Origin of the sequence: Bifidobacterium phasiani (assembly GCF_019331775.1) — a bacterium.
Lineage (GTDB): Bacteria > Actinomycetota > Actinomycetes > Actinomycetales > Bifidobacteriaceae > Bifidobacterium > Bifidobacterium phasiani.
Genome location: NZ_JAHBBD010000027.1, coordinates 1 through 16,261, shown reverse-complemented (window position 1 = coordinate 16,261; position 16,261 = coordinate 1). Strand labels below are relative to the sequence as shown.

The window sequence follows — 16,261 nt, the reverse complement described above, 5'->3', positions numbered from 1 at the left end:
AGCCTCTTGGCGGCAATGCCCCGGCGCGGAAGACCATATCGATTCTCTGTAGAAAGAGGAGGTCCACAGTGTCGATCTCACTCACACCGTTGGAAGACAAGATCATCGTCAAGCAGGCCGAGGCCGAGACCCAGACCGCGTCCGGTCTGTTCATCCCGGACAACGCCAAGGAGAAGCCGCAGCAGGGCGAGGTCCTGGCCGTCGGCCCGGGCCGCCGCGACGACAAGGGCGAGCGCATCCCGATGGACGTCAAGGTCGGCGACAAGGTGCTGTACTCCAAGTACGGCGGCACCGAGGTGCACTACCAGGGCGAGGACTACCTGATCGTCTCCTCGCGCGACCTGCTCGCCATCGTCGGCTGAGCGCCGCGCACCGCGTCACGTCTCGGGACCCCGGGCTCCGCATGGAACCCGGGGTCCCGTCGTATCCGCGGCCGCGCCGCCGACCGGCCGATTGAACCTGAAGCCGCTCGAACACGTATGATGGCAGAAACACACCACGGACGGGGGTGACGATGGCGGATTCTGCGATGCGTTCCGGCGGGGGACCGGAGCGGGCGCCGGGCCAGGTGCTCGCCGGGCTGGTCGATGCGCTCGACGGCGTGCTGTCCTGCTCGCGCGAGGTGATCGTCCTCGCGGTGGCGACGTTCGCCGCCGGCGGGCACCTGCTGCTGGAGGACGTGCCCGGCGTGGGCAAGACGACGCTGGCCCGCGCCATGGGCCTGGCGATCGGCGGCGAGGTGCACCGCATCCAGTTCACCCCGGACATGCTGCCCGGCGACCTGACCGGCGTGAGCGTGTACGCGCAGGCCACCGGCCGCTTCGAGTTCCACCCCGGCCCGCTGTTCGCGAACATCATCATCGCCGACGAGATCAACCGCGCGAACCCCAAGGCCCAGTCCGCGATGCTCGAGGCGATGGGCGAGGGGCAGATCAGCGTCGACGGCGAGACCCACCGGCTGCCCGACCCCTACGTCGTGATCGCCACCCAGAACCCGATCGAGCTCGAGGGCACCTACCCGCTGCCGGAGGCCCAGCTCGACCGCTTCATGGCCTGCGCCAGCTTCGGCTACCCGGACGCCGAGGCGGAGACCGGCATGCTGGTCTCCCCGGACGCCGCGCACCCGCTGGCCGGTCTGGACCGGGTGTGCGGGCCGGCGGAGATGGCCGCGGCGCGCACGGCCGTGGCGCACGTCGCGCTCGACAGGCGGATGGCGCGGTACATCGTCGCCATCGCCGACGCGACGCGCCACCGCGAGGGCGTGCGGTACGGCGCGTCCCCGCGCGCGAGCCTGCACCTGGCCGCGATGGCGCGGGCGCATGCGCTGATGGACGGCCGCCCCTTCGTGCTGGCCGACGACATCCGCGCGATGGCCGTGCCGGTCCTGGCGCACCGCCTGGTGCTCGCCGGCGCCGGCATGGCGGAGCGGGCGCGGGCGCGCGGGGTCGTGCGGGCGATCCTCGAGCAGACCCCCGTGCCCCGCGCCGACGACCTGCGCGACGCCGCCGACGGCGCGTTCCGGGGCTTCCTGCGCCGCCGCACGGCCGTGAACGGTCGGGAGTGAGCATGTCCGGCGACGGGACACGCGGCGCGGCGGGGCGCGGCCGGCGCCCCGGACGCATCCGCGCGTTCCTGGACCGCCCGCGCTGGCGCTGGCACGGCCTGATCCGCCCCACGCCCTCCGGGCTGCTGCTGGCGGCGCTCGCCGGCGCGCTGTGGTACGCCGCGCTGCTGATGGACGACCGCGCGCTGGTCGGCGCGGCGCTCGCCGCCACGATCGCCTGGGTCTGGGGGCTGGCGCTCGCCGTCGCGCAGTACGCGCTGATCCGAGCCGACGACGTGGACGGCGTGGACGATGCCGACGCGTTCGCCACCGGCCGGCCCGGCGAGCGCGAGGTGACCGTGCGGGCGCGCGGCCGGAGGCGCCTGCTGCTGCCGCACCGGGTCTGCGTGAGCGACCGCCACGTGCGGCTGGACATGGACGGCGCGTGCGTGCGCCGGTTCGTGGGCGGGCCCTCGGCCCGGCGCGGATGGTACCGGCGGCTGCGCACCGTGGCGCGCTGGGACGACCCGTTCGGCCTGTTCGCCGTCCGCCGTCCGCTGCCCCGCGGCGACGACTACGTGCTGCTGCCGGACCCCGCCGCCGTCGGAAGCCGCGCCCGCGCGAGCGTGCGGCGGCGCGGCCCGGCGCAGGACGAACACACGGGCGGCGTGCGCGACTACGCGCCCGGCGACCCTCCCCGGCTCATCGCATGGCGGCACAGCGCCCACCTCGGCACGCTGATGACGCGGGAGACCGGCCTGGACTCCGAATCCGCCGCCGTCATCGCCATCGACACGGCGGGCGCCGACCCGGACGCCGTGGACGCCGCGGTGCGCGAGGCCATGGCGATGCTGCCCGAGGAGGCGGCCGCATGGCGGTCGGAGGGGCGCGGGGGCCGCATCGCCCTCACCGACGGACGGACCCTCGCCGAGGACCGGCCGCATGCGCTGCGGCTGCTGGCCGCGCTCGCGCCCGCGTCCGGGGCCGGCGACGACGTCGCGCGCCGCGCCGAGGCGATCGCCGGCCTGGCCGCCCGGGGCGGGGCCGCCGTGACCCTGCTCACCGACCGGCCGCAGGGCGCGCTGGCCGGCGCGCTGCGCGCCCGCGTGCCCGATTCGCGCCTGAACGTCGTGCGGGTGCCCGCCGCACAGCCCGGGGAGCCGCAGGCCTACGAGCGCATCGCGCTGCGTCTGCCGGACGGCCCGACCATCACCGGCGAGTCCAAGGCGCCCGTCGCGGCCGCCGCACGGCCCGTCGCCGGGCGCGCCGACGAGGAGGCGACGGACGACGAGCCGCATGCGCGGCACCGCCGAATCGCGCAGGCCGTCGCGGCGGCGGCCCTGCTCGCGCTGTTCCTGCTGACGCTCGACGCCTTCGCCGACATCGCCGCCCCGACCGGATGGTGGCCATGGTTCGCCGCCGCCGTGTTCGCCGTGATCGCCGTCGAATCCTCGATCCGATGGCGGACCGCGCTGCGCGGCGCCTGCCGCGTCCTCGCGACGGCGCTGGCGGTCGCGTTCGCCGCCGCGGCCGTCGTGGCGGCGCGCATCCATGCCATGACGGGCGTGTGGCTGTTCGACCGCGGGGCCGTGGCGGCGCTGCTGGAGGGATGGGCCGCCGCCGACCCCGCGGACGTCCCCGTCGCCGCCGTCGCCGTGCCATCCTCCGGCGCGCCCGCGTGGCGCGTCCTCGCGGCCGTGCTGGGTTCCGGGTTCGAGGGGCTGCGCGCGCAGCTGCCGCCGCTCGACGTCGACCCGGCCGGCGACGTGTTCCTCATCGTGCTGTGCGCGCTGGTCGCCGTCATCGTCCGCTGCCTGCTGTTCTGGCGCTCCAGCGCCCCCGGCATGGCCCTGCCGGCGGTCGTCGCGCTCGGCGCCGACTACGGGCTGGTCGGCCACGGCGCCGCCTGGTGGCAGATCGCGCTGGCGGCGCTCGCGTTCGCGGCGCTGCTCTGGGCGCGCGGCCCGTGGCGCGCCCTGCCGGCCGCCGGGGCGGTCTCGGCCGCGCTCACCGTCGCGCTCACGCTGGCCGCGACCCCGGCGTCGCTGAACCTGGCGTACGCCGTGCCGCTGTCGTTCGGCTCGTCGGGCGGCCTGTTCTCCTCGACCACGATCAACCCGATGATCGACCTCAAGCGCTCGCTGGACGAGGGGTCGTCGGCCATCGCGTTCACCTACACGGCCGACCGCCGCCTCTACATGCGCATGACGACGCTCGGCTCCTTCGACGGCGACACCTGGCGCTTCGACGACGCGCTGGCGCGCGACGGCGCGTTCTACGGTTCGGTCATCCAGCTCGGCCGCGACTCCAGCAACATGATGAGCGGCGAGGAGCGCTGGCGGGGCGCGTTCTCGCCGGTCCAGGCCTACCTGGCGCTGACCGGCGAGTACGCCGGCTACGGCGGCTACGAGGCGGCGCAGGACTACTCCTGGTGGAGCCTCGGCGGCAGCACCGTGTCCAGCATCGTGCGCGGCCGGGGGTACGCGCCGCTGGACTCGCTCACGCGGCGCGCGTCGGTGACGATCCGGTCGCTGAACTCGCGGTTCCTGCCCGTGCCCGGGATCACCCGGTACGTCAACGGCGCGGGCGGCTGGTCCACCTACTCCGACGGCACGGTCTACAACCGCGAGGGCTCCGCCGCGCAGGGCGTCGACTACAGCGCGTACGGCACCTACCTCGATCCGATCGTCTCGCCGGACGGCTTCGCGCAGGTCGAGTCGATCCACGCCTGGGGCGAGGCGCTGACGGCCGACGGCGAGCCGGACGCGGAGGACTGGCGGCTGCGGCGCGAAAGCCGCCGGGCGCTGGTCGACGCGGGGATCGCGACCGCCGAGGACGGCTGGATCGTCATGCCGGTCGAGCTGCGCGACGACGGCGCCGTGCTCGGCGCCGACGGCACGACGATCGGGTCGCTCGACCCGCTCGAAACCGAACGCGACCTCGTGCTCGACCCGGACTTCTGCGACCGCGTCCACCTCGGCGGCGACGAGAGCTTCGTCGTCGCCTTCCGCGGCGAGGACCAGGCGGCGATCGCGCTGTGGAGCGACGACCCGGCCGTCACGCTCGCCGGGCGCGACTCGATCGTCGTGCCCGCGCCGGACGGCAGCGGCACCGCGGTGTTGAGTATCCAGACCCTCGACGCCGCCTCCGCCGCCTCGGCGTCGCTCTCGTACATCTCCTACATGCTGTATCTGCAGGATCCCTCGACCCGCAACCTCGTCACCTACGCGGGCGGCACGTCGGGCGCCTACCCGGCGTTCGACGGGTCGGACGCCCGCACCCAGGCGCTGCGGATGCTGGCCGCGTCCGAGGCCGCCGTCCACGAGCGCTACACGACGCTGCCCGACGAGCTGCCCGCCTCGATCCGCTCGCTCGCGGACCGGGCCGGGGCCGCCGTGGCGGATGCGGCCGACGGCTACGACCGGCAGGTCGCGGCGATGCGCTGGCTGGTCGACTACTTCACCGATCCGGCCAACGGGTTCACGTACACGCTCGACGCCCCCGACGGCGACGGGCGCGACAACCTCGAGACGGTCGCCGACTTCCTCGACGCGCGCGCGGGCTACTGCTCGCACTACGCGGCCGCGCTCGCCGTGCTCGGCCGCGCGCTCGGCGTGCCCACGCGCATGGTGCTCGGCTACGCGCCCGGCTCCGGCGACCCCGAGCAGGGCGACGGCTCCTATGCGGTGGCGGCGGGCCAGCTGCACTCCTGGACCGAGGCGTACATCGACGGCGTGGGCTGGGTGCCCTTCGACGTGACGCCCGCATCGCCCGACGAGCCGGCCGCCTCCGACGCCGATACGGCCGGCGAGACGCAGCCTCTCGGCCTCGTCGACCCGTCTCCCGCCGACCCGGATGCCGACGCCGAGACCACGGGCGGCTCCGACGCCGATGCGCTCGGAACCGACGCCGGCGAGACCGACGGCTCGGACGCCACGGCATCGGCGTCGCCGGCCGCCGACGGGCAGGGCGGGGTGCGCCCGCCGGCGATGGTGTGGGCCGTGCCGGCGCTGGCGGCGTGCACGCTGCTCGCGGCCGTCCCGGGACTTGTCCGTCGTCGGCGCCGCCGGCTGCGGCTGGGGCGGATCGCCGCTGGCCGCGGCGGGGGAGCGGCGGCCCGGCGGGCGTGGACGCTGGCCTGGCGCGAGGTGACGGACACCGCGTGGGACTGCGGGCTGCGGTGGTCCGCCGACGACACCGACCGCGACGTCGCGCGCCGCATCGCCGATTCGGTGCCCGACGCCGCGGCTGCCGGAACGATCGTCGGCATCGCCGAGCGCGCCGCCGCGGCGGCGTTCGGCGGCGCCGACCAGTCCGGCGGGGCCGACATGACCGGTCCGTGCGTCGCAACCGGCATGGCCGACCCGTCCGGCGGGACCGGCATGGCCGGGACGCTCGGCGGGACCGCCGTGGTGGGCGCGGCCGGCAGGATCGATCCCGTGCGTCGTGCCGGCGTCCCCGTCGGATCCGAAGGTGCCGGCCCGTCCGGAGGGCCCGGCATGGCCGAGCCCTCCGCCGCGACCGGACCGTCCGATGCGGCCGGCGCGGCAGAGGCCTGCTCGGCGGCCGTCGACGCCATCGAGTCGGCCGCCGACGCCCGGTCGGCGCACCCGCGGCTCGCCGGATGGCGCCGGCGCATCGCCCCGGCCTCGCTGCGGCGCCGGTAGCCGCGCCGGCGGCCGCGCGCCGGCTGCATGGCGAGACCGGGGCGTGCCCGCACCCCGCGCCGGCATAGGATGGAGCCATGACGTACAAACATCGCGCAATCATCGACACCATCCCCGGATACAAGCAGGGCAAGCCCGCGCCCGCCAAGGAGGGCGTGCGGACCTACAAGATCTCCAGCAACGAGAACGCCTTCGACCCGCTGCCCAGCGTGGTCGAGGCGGTCGCGGGCAAGGCGGGCCGCATGAACCGCTACCCCGACATGCGCGGCTGGGCCGTGGTCGAGCGCCTCGCCGAGCGCTACGGCGTCGAGCCGGCCAACGTGATGCTCGGCTGCGGCTCGACCGAGGTCATCACGATGCTGGTGAACCTCGTCGCGGGCCCCGGCGACGAGATCGTCTACCCGTGGCGCAGCTTCGAGGCGTACCCGCTGATCGTCGCGGGGGCCGGCGCCACCAGCGTGCAGGTGCCGAACCTGCCGGACGGCGGCCACGACGTGGACGGCCTGATCGCCGCCGTGAACGAGCGCACCCGCCTGGTCATCGTCAACAACCCGAACAACCCGACCGCCACCTCGATCTCGGACGCCGACGCGCGCCGCATCATGGAGGCGGTGCCCTCCGACGTGCTGGTGCTGTTCGACGAGGCGTACTTCCAGTTCAACACCGACCCGGCCACCAGCGTGGCGATGGACCTGTACCGCGAGTACCCGAACGTCGTGGTCGCCCACACGTTCTCGAAGGCGTACGGCCTGGCCGGCCTGCGCATCGGCTACGCGATCGCGCCGGCCGACGTGGTCGAGGGGCTGGGCAAGGTCGCGCTGCCGTTCGGCGTGACCGAGATCGCCCAGACCGCGGCGATCGCCTCGCTCGACGCCCAGGACGAGCTCGACGAGCGCGTCCGCGCGATCGTCGCCGAACGCGACCGCGTGGCGGAGGCGCTGACGGCGCAGGGCTGGGAGTTCCCCAAGCCGTACGCGAACTACTTCTGGCTGCCGCTGGGCGAGCGCACCGACGAGGCGGCGCGCGTGTTCGAGGACAAGGGGCTGTCGGCCCGCGTGTTCTCCGGCGAGGGCATCCGCGTGTCGATCGGCGAGCCGGAGGCCTGCGACCTGGTGATTGAGGCCTGCGCCGAGCTCAAGGCCCGCGGCATGTGACCCGGGCGCCCGGCCCGGCGCGCGGGGCGGCGGGCCGGGCCGGCGGATGCTCCGGCGTGGTCCGCGGCCGGCTCCCGGCGCGTGGGCGGGCGGAGTGTCCGCGCCACCCCGTCGCTCAGCGTGTCGCAAGCAATGGCGGGGGTTCGCGGCCGTTTGCGACCCGCCCGGCGTGTCTTCGATTTGCACTTTTTCCGCAGCCGTGGCAAGATAGCCAAGTTGCCGGTTGAGGCCTAGGCCTCCAAGCGGTGGCACGGCGGATTTCCCAAGCGGTCAAAGGGACCTGACTGTAAATCAGGCGCTTCGTGCTTCAGTGGTTCGAATCCACTATCCGCCACGCCTCGGTAGCTCAGTGGTAGAGCACTTCCTTGGTAAGGAAGAGGTCGTGAGTCCGATTCTCACCCGAGGCTCTCTGGCGGGGTAGCTCAGCTGGTTAGAGCGTACGACTCATAATCGTAAGGTCAAGAGTTCGAGTCTCTTCCTCGCTACAAGGGCCGACAGCCGGTCGGCAGTGGAACGAACACAGAGGTGAATGACAATGGCAAGCAAGAGCGCCGACATCCGTCCGGGCATCACGCTGGCATGCACTGAGTGCAAGGAACGCAACTACATCACGACCAAGAACCGTCGCAACACGCCGGATCGTCTTGAGCTCAAGAAGTTCTGCCCCCGCTGCCGCAAGCAGACGGTCCACCGCGAGACCCGCTGAACCAAGCTTTTCATTGGACCCGACCGAAACGGTCGGGTTTTTTTGTTTTGTCGAGGCGGGAGGGGCGGCCGGGCGCGCGCACGTCGATCGGGCGCATATGCATGCCGGTCGGAGAGGGCCGTTCGGGCCTGATCCCTCGTCCGGCCCGCGACACGCCGAAGGGGGCCGCGGACTTCGCCGGATGGTCCGCGGGCTTCGGCGTCATGACGCCCCTCCCCGCGGACCATCCCCCGAACCCTGCGGACCCCTTCGGCGTGTCGCCGGACGCCGGACGTCCAAGACGCCCGCACGTTATCATGGCAAGCATGACGAGTTTCGCGGATATCACCACCATCGGCGTGGGCGGCCACATCGCCCGGTTCATCGAACCCACCTCCCGGGTCGGCGTCATCGAGGCCGTCGAGGAGGCCGACGGCCGCGGCGTGCCGCTGTGCGTCGTCGGCGGCGGCTCCAACATGCTGGTGTCGGACGCCCCGTTCGACGGCGTCGTCGTGCGCGACGCGCGGCGCGCGATCACCGTGCCCGACGAGGCCGCGCCGGTCGAGGGCGGGGACCGCACCGTGCACGTCAACGCGGAGGCCGGCTGCAACTGGGACGATTTCGTCGCGTTCACCGTCGGGCTCGGCCTGGAGGGCGTGGAGGGCCTGTCCGGCATCCCGGGCACGGTCGGCGCCTCGGTGGTGCAGAACATCGGCGCCTACGGCCAGGAGGTGGCGTCCGGCGTCGAGTCCGTGGAGGTGTGGGACCGTCTGGAGAAGCGGACCGCCGAGCTGTCCGCCGCCGACCTGGCCTTCGGATACCGCACCTCGGCGCTGAAGACCAGCATGTACGCGGCGCCGGCTGTGCCCTCCGACCGGTTCTTCCCGACCCCGCGCTACGTGGTGCTGTCGGTCACCTTCGCGTTGCGGCACAGCCCGACCGGCGTGGTCGGCTACGGGCAGCTCGCCAAGGCGCTCGGCGTCGGGGTGGGCGAGCGCATGGCCACCGGAGCGATCCGCGACGCGGTGCTGCGGGTGCGCGCCGCCAAGGGCATGCTCGAGGACGCGGCGCGGTACCTGAACCCCGCGATGGCCGGCACCAAGCGCGACGACCAGATGCGCGCCGCCCTGCGGGCGCAGTACGGCGACGCCGAGCGTGCCGCGACCCGGCCCGATCGCGACCGCCACAGCTGCGGCAGCTTCTTCATGAACCCGGTCCTGACCGATCACGAGGCCGCCCGGCTGCCGCAGGACGCGCCGCGATTCGACGCGGTCCTGCCGGACGGCACGCCTGGCGTGAAGACCTCCGCGGCGTGGCTGATCGACCACGCGGGCTTCCACAAGGGCTTCCGGACGGCGCCGGACGCCGCGGCGGGCCTGTCCACGCTGCACACGCTGGCGCTGACCAACCGCGGCGGCGCAAGCGCGGACGACGTGGCCGCGCTCGCGAGGACCGTGCGCGACGGCGTCCAGGCGGCGTTCGGCGTGCGGCTGCTGCCCGAGCCGGTCGTCGTCGGCCTTGCGCTGTGACGCCAGCGCCGGGCGCGGGCGGGCCCCGCGGGTCTTTCCGGTGCCCGGCGTAAGCTATGGAGCAACGTCGTTGAATGTTGGAGGTGTGCTATGCCGTATGTGATCGCCCAGCCGTGCGTGGACGTCAAGGACAAGGCGTGCGTCGACGAATGCCCGGTCGACTGTATCTACGAGGGCTCCCGCTCGCTGTACATCAACCCGAACGAGTGCGTCGACTGCGGCGCGTGCGAGCCGGTCTGCCCGACCGAGGCGATCTTCTACGAGGACGATCTGCCGGATGAGTGGGCCTGGTACAAGGACGCCGCGGTGAGCTTCTTCGCCGAGGTCGGCGACCTGGGCGGCGCGTCGGCCGCCGGCCCGCTCGGCAAGGATCCCGCGCAGGTCGCCGCGCTGCCGCCGCAGAACGGCTGACCCTGCCGCGGGGCGCCGCCGTCGGCTCGGAGCCGTCGGGGCGCCGTCCGCACGGACATGTGGAGGGCCGTCGCGCCATGCGGCGGCCCTCGTCGTATGCTGGAGAAGGAACGGTCGGCGCACGCCGGCATCGCAGCCATCGAGCAAAGGAGCGTCATGGGGTTTTCGCAGTTCTCGTCGCCGTACGACTGGTCGCGGATCGCCGACTGCAAGCGCGTGGCGGCCGCGCATCCTGGCGGCATGGTCGATCTGTCGGTGGGCTCGCCCGTCGACGCGGTGCCGCTGTCGGTGCGCGGCGCGCTCACCGCGGCCTCCGGCGAGGCGAACGCGTACGGGTATCCGGCGACGGCCGGCACCCCGGAGCTGCGGCAGGCGATCGCGGACTGGTTCCGCGACGTGCGCGGCGTGGACCTGGGGGCGATCAACGCCGGCGTCGTGCCGACGGTGGGCTCCAAGGAGGCGGTGGCGCTGATGGCGTCGCTGCTGCGCCTCGGCCCCGGCGACGTGGTCGTGCAGCCGAAGGTCTCGTACCCGACGTACGAGATCGGCACGCAGCTCGCCGGCGCGACGGTGCTCAAGGTCGACGACGTGTCGGATGTGGACTCGTGGCGCGGCGTGCCGAACGTCAGGGCGGTGTGGGTGAACTCGCCGTGCAACCCGACCGGCGAGGTGCTGTCGGCGGAGTGGCTCGCCGAGATCGTGGCCGCCGCCCGGCAGATCGGCGCCGTGGTGCTGTCCGACGAATGCTACGCGCTGCTCGACTGGCGCGGCGAGCGCTTCCGCGGCGGCGAGCCGGCCGGCGCGGGGGAGGCGTCGGCGGCCCGGTCGCTGATGTCCGCGCCGTGCGCGCTCAACGCGCAGGTGTGCGAGGGCACGGCCAGCGGCGTCCTGGTGCTGTACTCGCTGAGCAAGCAGTCGAACATGGCCGGGTACCGCGCCGCGTTCATCGCGGGCGACCATGCGCTGGTCAACCGGATGACCGCCTACCGCAAGCAGATCGGGCAGATCGTGCCCGGTCCGGTGCAGGCCGCGATGGCGATGGGCCTGCGCGACCTCGACGCGGTGGCCGAGCAGCGGGAACGCTACCGCGCCCGGCTCGCCGCGCTGGTCGAGGCGCTGCGCGCCTACGGGTACGACGCGGCGATGCCGCAGGGCGCGCTGTACGTCTGGACGCGCGCCCGTTCCGGCGACTGCTGGCGCGACATGGACGACCTGGCCCGGCTCGGCATCGTGCCCAGCCCCGGCGAGTTCTACGGGGCGCCGGCCTACCTGCGCTTCTCCGCCACCGCCGGCGACGACGCCGTCGCGGCCGCGGTCGAACGGCTCGGGGCGGCCGCCGCGTCCCGGTGACGGACGGACCGCGTCCGCCGGCCGTGGACGGCGGGCCAAGGACATATGGGAGGTGCCATGATGGGCGATCCGATCTTCGACGCCGGGACGCTGTCGTCGCTGACGACGCTGCGCCATGAACGCAGCCGGGCGATCACCGCCGAGAACCCGACCGGCGAACCCGGCCGTGGCGGCATGGCCGCCGGCGTGCTGGGCGTGGGGCGCAAGGGTTCGCCCTGCTTGAACGACATCCCGCCCGGGGGCGTCGCGACGCTGGCCGACATCGACGGGCCCGGCTGCATCACGCATATCTGGTGCACCGTCGACGAGAAGACGACGGACGCCGACTGCTTCGTGCTGCGCGACCTGGTGCTGCGCATGTACTGGGACGACGAGGAGACGCCGTCCGTGGAGACGCCGTTGGGCGACTTCTTCTGCTGCGGATTCGCCCGCGCCTGCACGGTGAACTCGATGGCGGTGTGCGTGGCGCCGAACCGGGGGTTCAATTGCTATTGGCGGATGCCGTTCGCGCGGCATGCGCGCGTCACGCTGGAGAACCAGCACGTCAACGCGATCCCGGCGTTCTTCTTCCAGATCGACTATGCGCTGATGGACGACGGGCTGCCTGCGGACACCGCGTACTTCCACGCGCAGTGGCGGCGCCAGCCGGTCACCGAACGGGGGCGCGACTACGTGGTGCTGGACGGCGTGAGCGGCCGCGGCCACTACGTCGGCACGTATCTGGCGCTGAGCACGCTGGAGCGCTACTGGTGGGGCGAGGGCGAGATGAAGTTCTACCTCGACGGCGACGCGGAATACCCGACGATATGCGGCACGGGCACCGAGGATTACTTCGGCGGCTCGTGGAGCTTCGCCCGGCAGTCCGGCGGGCGGACCGTCGAGCAGAACTACTGCATGCCGTACATCGGCTACCCGTACTATTCGCGGCATGACGGGCTGGTGCGCAACGACTACCACAACGACGACGTGCCTCCGCAGCGCGGCTTCTACCGATGGCACATCCCCGACCCGATCCGTTTCGAGCGGGACTGCCGGGTCACGCTGCAGCAGATCGGCGTGGGGCATCGCGGGCTGTTCGAACGCAGCGACGACGTGTCGACGGTCGCGTACTGGTATCAGAGCGAACCGCATGGCACGTTCCCCGCGCTGCCCGATGCCGCGTCGCGCTGGCCGAGGTAGCGCGACGACCGGACGCCCGGCGGCGACGGGTTCCGTTCACAATCCCAGGCTGGCGGCCCCCTTTCCGTAGCGCCGGCGGATCGCGTCGAGCGCCTGCTCCGCGTCGCGCATCCGCGCCGACCTGGTCTCGCCGGTCGGCGCCTGCGACTCCTCGAGCAGATCGTCGAGCGAGGGCTGCACGGCCGTTACCGAGGCCTCGCCCAGGCCGCTCGCGCTGACCCCGGCGAGGCGGATCCGCTTCGGCAGCGGCGTGTCGTCGGGCGCGTCCGCCGGCATGCCGAGCATGGCCCTGAGCAGCGCGGTCGCCTGCGGGTACAGGGTGCTGGCCGTGTCCGTCGCGCGGTCCATCGTGTGCGCCTTGGTCGCGTACCGCAGGTCGTCGAACCGCAGCTTGACGGTGAGCGTGCGCGCCACCAGGCCGCGCCGGCGCAGCGTGGACGCCACCTCGTCGCAGCAGCGGCGCAGCAGGGCGTTGACCACGCGCATGTCGGTGGTGTCGGCGTCGAAGGTGCGTTCCGCTCCGACGGACTTCTCCGGCGTGTACGGCACCACCTCGCGCCCGTCGATGCCGTGCGAGGCCAGCGCCAGCCCGTGCGCGACGGTCCGGGAGCCGGTCGCCTGCGCCAGCGTGTCCTCGCCGGCGGCGGCGAGGTCGGCCACCGAGTCGATGCCCCAGGCGTTGAGCCGACGCTCCAGCGACGGGCCGATGCCCGGGATGCCCCGCAGCGGCATCATCTGCACGAACTCGGCGTGCCGGGCCTTGGGGATCAGCAGCATGCCGTCCGGCTTGGCGTTCGTCGAGGCCATCTTGGCGACCAGCTTGTTCGCGGCGATGCCGACCGAGCAGGTCACGTGGTAGCGGGAGGCGACCTCGCGGCGCATCCACGCGCCGATCGCGCTGGGGGAGCCCCAGCGCAGCAGCGCGCCGGAGACGTCCATGTAGCATTCGTCGACCGACACCTTCTCGATGCGGTCGGTGACCTGGCCGAACACCTCCTGGAAGATGCGGCGCGACATCGTCCGGTAGTAGCGCATGTCCACCGGCAGGAACACGCCGTCCGGGCAGAGCTGGCGCGCGCGGGCGCTCGCCATCGCCGAGTTGATGCCGTAGCGGCGCGCCTCGTAGCTCGCGGCGGACACCACCGACCGCGGGCCCGTGCCGATGATGACGGGCCTGCCCCTGAGCTCGGGGTGCCGGGCCACCTCCAGCGAGGCGTAGAACGCGTCCATGTCGATGTGCAGCACCGTGCAGCCGGTCTCGTCATGACCCCAGTCGCGCTTGGCGGCTTCGATTCTCGGTGCGGTGCTCATATGCCCATCCTACGTGTGCCGACGAGGGGGCGGTACATATCTACCGTCCCGTCGCGTCGGGCATGGCGCGCCAGGTTTCATCGGGGGTGCCGACTGTTCCGAAGTGACCCGTCGCGCCGCGCATGGCGGGCCCGACGATGCGCGTGCAGCCGGTGCGGTGGGCGGAATCCGTCGCGCCGTGCACGGTGGGACCCGACATGGTGTTGCCGGACACGGCCAGAACGGCGTCCATGTCGCGTCGAGCATGGCAGGCCCGACAGCTCCGCGACCAGCGGTGCGCCGAGTGCATGGCTTCCGTCCACCGTGCCGAGCAGGGGAGCCGGTCACATCGGGCAGGAGGGGGCGTCGTGTCGAGCGGAAGGGTTCATCGCGTCGAAGGGCGGGACCTGTCGTGCCGGACGTGGGACTCATCATGTCGAGCGGAGAGTCCCATCATGTTGAGCGGAGGGGCCGTCGTGTCGAACAGGGGGACCCATAGTATCGGGCAGAAGGGCTCATTGCGTCGAGCGGAAGGGGTCGTCGCGTCGAGGGGCGGGACCTGTCGTGCTGGACGTGGGACTCATCATGCCGAAGCGGAGCGGACCGTCGTGCTGAGCAGCGGGCCCCGTCATGTCGAAGCAGAGAAGCCTATCGCATCGCGGGCCGTATCGCGCCGGGCGGAGTGGCCCATCGTGTCGGGGCATCGCGGGCCGTATCGCGCCGGACGCCGCGGTGGTCCCGGAGCCGCATGGCATGGTCCTTCACGGCGTCTCCCGTGTGTTTTTTGAGCACGCGGCGATTCGAGTCCGCGGGGGATGGTACAGTATATTGCTGTTGCCCCGTTGGGGGCGGCGACCATAATCAAGGAGTCATGCCTGAGTGGCCGATAGGGGCACCCTGCTAAGGTGTTAGTCGCTGATTGCGGCTCGAGGGTTCGAATCCCTCTGACTCCGCCGACAAGGGTTCCGGGACATTCCCGGAACCCTTTTTCGTTGCGCCGGGGCGTTGCGGCCCGCGATGCCGGTGCCGCGGCCCCGCGCATTGACCCGGCCTTACGCTAAGACCATCCCGGCGCCGCCTGCAGCCGCAGGGCCAGACCCCGGATATAAACACCACATTCAGTTCCTATAGGCCAATAATCGCCGTGTTCGGTTCCTATAGGCCTCAGTCCCATAGGACGTGTGGGGTTACGGGTCGGAATGCGGGGCTTGCCTGGGCGTGTCGGGTGCATCATGCATGCCGTGATCATCCGGCCCGTCCTGCCCTGATGTCGAATCCGCCTTCGCGGGCGTCGTCGCTGCTGCGGGGGTATCGTCCTATATCGTCCCGTACCATCCCGTGCTGTCCCGTGTCATCCCGTATCGGGGTCGGCGCGGGAGGGCCCCGTGCCGCTGATTGCGGCGCCGGTCTCCTGCCGTCGTCAGGTCGGCGCGGGACAGGGCAGGCCGCGAGATGCACATTCGTGACGGCGACTTACATGAATGCGTCAAATACGGCCGTGCGCATGGCGCATTCGCGCAAGTCGCCGTCACGAATGCGCCAATCAGGGCCGATGCGCGGATGCGCGGGGGGCGGCGATGCCGGATTGCGTGGCGGTGGTGCCGGCAGGCGCGCAAGTGCGCGGGGCGGGCCGGTCTCATCGGCGAGGCCGGCGCGGTGCGGTGCCGGGCGACTGACAAGGTCGGCACGTTCCGCCGCGGACCACACGCCCGATCGAACCGGTTGCATGAACGACGGCGCGCCCGGCATGGTGTCCCGCTGCGATGCATTTGCATTACCTGTAGCACTTTTGAGGTCCTGCAGACATCCAACTGGACTACGTGAGGCGGCCTGTGCCGGATACCCGGAGTACGGATGGCGTCATGCCGCGCCCCGCTACTGCGGGTAGGCGTGTCCGGCCGCCTCACTTAATCCAGATGGATGTCTGCAGGACACCGAATCCGCTACAACTAATGGAGATAGCTGCGGCAAGGCCCGTGTCTCCTGCCGGCCGGCGGGCCATCGGGCGCATGGAGGGCTCATTCCCGCATGCCGCGTCATCAGCCCGGACCGGGCGAGGCTTCAGCTCGCCAACTCCGGCCGACAGATGCGATGCAACGGGCGTCATCAGTCCGAACCGGGCGAGGCGTCGGACGTCGGGGACTCGGGCGTGTCTCGGGTCGGCCCAAGGCGTATGGCACATTGTGCCATGCGCATGCCGTCTTCCCGCGGCCCGTTCCGGGCGCCGTCGCCTCCGCCCGCCGCGCCGCCCGAACGGGGCATAATGATGACAGTCACACGCGGCGCCGTCGCCGTCCCGCCCAGGAAAGGACCGCATATGCCCGATTGAACCGCACCCCGATTGTTGGACTGGAGAAATTCAGATTCGATGATCGGAGGTGCGGTTCTTGCGTATGCGGGAGGATCGGAGGAAGCGTTATGATGACGGGTTTCGGCGAGAGGCGTTGAGGCTG

Annotated in this window: 11 protein-coding genes and 4 tRNA genes; 13 read left to right on the top strand and 2 right to left on the bottom strand. The window is 72.3% G+C overall.

Translation table 11 applies throughout. The features are described 5' to 3' along the window. Positions 1–68: 68 nt before the first annotated feature. The 12 genes from groES to KIH73_RS09430 all read left to right on the top strand — a co-directional run bounded on the left by groES (position 69) and on the right by KIH73_RS09430 (position 12,518). A complete protein-coding gene (gene groES, locus KIH73_RS09485; RefSeq protein ID WP_219082903.1) occupies positions 69–362 on the top strand; it encodes a co-chaperone GroES in 294 nt (97 codons plus the stop codon). 152 nt (positions 363–514) lie between these two features. Next, positions 515–1,564, top strand: coding sequence for an AAA family ATPase (locus KIH73_RS09480; RefSeq protein WP_236022704.1), 1,050 nt, complete (start codon positions 515–517; stop codon positions 1,562–1,564). 2 nt (positions 1,565–1,566) lie between these two features. Next, positions 1,567–6,210, top strand: coding sequence for a transglutaminaseTgpA domain-containing protein (locus tag KIH73_RS09475; protein ID WP_219082901.1), 4,644 nt, complete (start codon positions 1,567–1,569; stop codon positions 6,208–6,210). A gap of 77 nt (positions 6,211–6,287) precedes the next feature. Next, positions 6,288–7,364, top strand: coding sequence for a histidinol-phosphate transaminase (locus KIH73_RS09470; RefSeq protein ID WP_219082899.1), 1,077 nt, complete (start codon positions 6,288–6,290; stop codon positions 7,362–7,364). A gap of 252 nt (positions 7,365–7,616) precedes the next feature. Next, positions 7,617–7,698 (top strand) — tRNA-Tyr (locus tag KIH73_RS09465). 1 nt (position 7,699) lies between these two features. After that, positions 7,700–7,771: transfer RNA gene (locus KIH73_RS09460), tRNA-Thr, on the top strand. Between the two features lie 4 nt (positions 7,772–7,775). Next, positions 7,776–7,849: transfer RNA gene (locus KIH73_RS09455), tRNA-Met, on the top strand. A gap of 50 nt (positions 7,850–7,899) precedes the next feature. Further along, complete coding sequence (gene rpmG, locus KIH73_RS09450; protein WP_219082897.1) at positions 7,900–8,070, top strand: 50S ribosomal protein L33; 171 nt, start codon at positions 7,900–7,902, stop codon at positions 8,068–8,070. 305 nt (positions 8,071–8,375) lie between these two features. Continuing rightward, a complete protein-coding gene (locus tag KIH73_RS09445) occupies positions 8,376–9,578 on the top strand; it encodes an FAD-binding protein (RefSeq protein WP_219082894.1) in 1,203 nt (400 codons plus the stop codon). Positions 9,579–9,668: 90 nt separating this feature from the next. Next, positions 9,669–9,989 carry a ferredoxin gene (gene fdxA / locus KIH73_RS09440; RefSeq protein ID WP_219082892.1) on the top strand — a complete coding sequence of 107 codons (321 nt, stop codon included), beginning with the start codon at positions 9,669–9,671 and terminating at the stop codon, positions 9,987–9,989. Positions 9,990–10,145: 156 nt separating this feature from the next. Then, positions 10,146–11,339, top strand: coding sequence for a succinyldiaminopimelate transaminase (gene dapC / locus KIH73_RS09435; protein ID WP_219082890.1), 1,194 nt, complete (start codon positions 10,146–10,148; stop codon positions 11,337–11,339). A gap of 45 nt (positions 11,340–11,384) precedes the next feature. Beyond that, a complete protein-coding gene (locus KIH73_RS09430) occupies positions 11,385–12,518 on the top strand; it encodes a glycoside hydrolase family 172 protein (protein WP_236022703.1) in 1,134 nt (377 codons plus the stop codon). Positions 12,519–12,554: 36 nt separating this feature from the next. On the opposite strand, the gene dinB is transcribed toward KIH73_RS09430, so the two are convergent. Both dinB and KIH73_RS09420 read right to left on the bottom strand, forming a co-directional pair. Next, complete coding sequence (dinB, locus tag KIH73_RS09425) at positions 12,555–13,829, bottom strand: DNA polymerase IV (RefSeq protein WP_219082888.1); 1,275 nt, start codon at positions 13,827–13,829, stop codon at positions 12,555–12,557. 40 nt (positions 13,830–13,869) lie between these two features. Continuing rightward, on the bottom strand, positions 13,870–14,061 hold the full coding sequence (locus KIH73_RS09420) for a hypothetical protein (RefSeq protein WP_219082886.1): 192 nt from the start codon (positions 14,059–14,061) through the stop codon (positions 13,870–13,872). 612 nt (positions 14,062–14,673) lie between these two features. On the opposite strand from KIH73_RS09420, the gene KIH73_RS09415 reads away from it, so the two are divergent. Further along, positions 14,674–14,761 (top strand) — tRNA-Ser (locus KIH73_RS09415). The last annotated feature ends 1,500 nt before the right edge of the window (positions 14,762–16,261 follow it).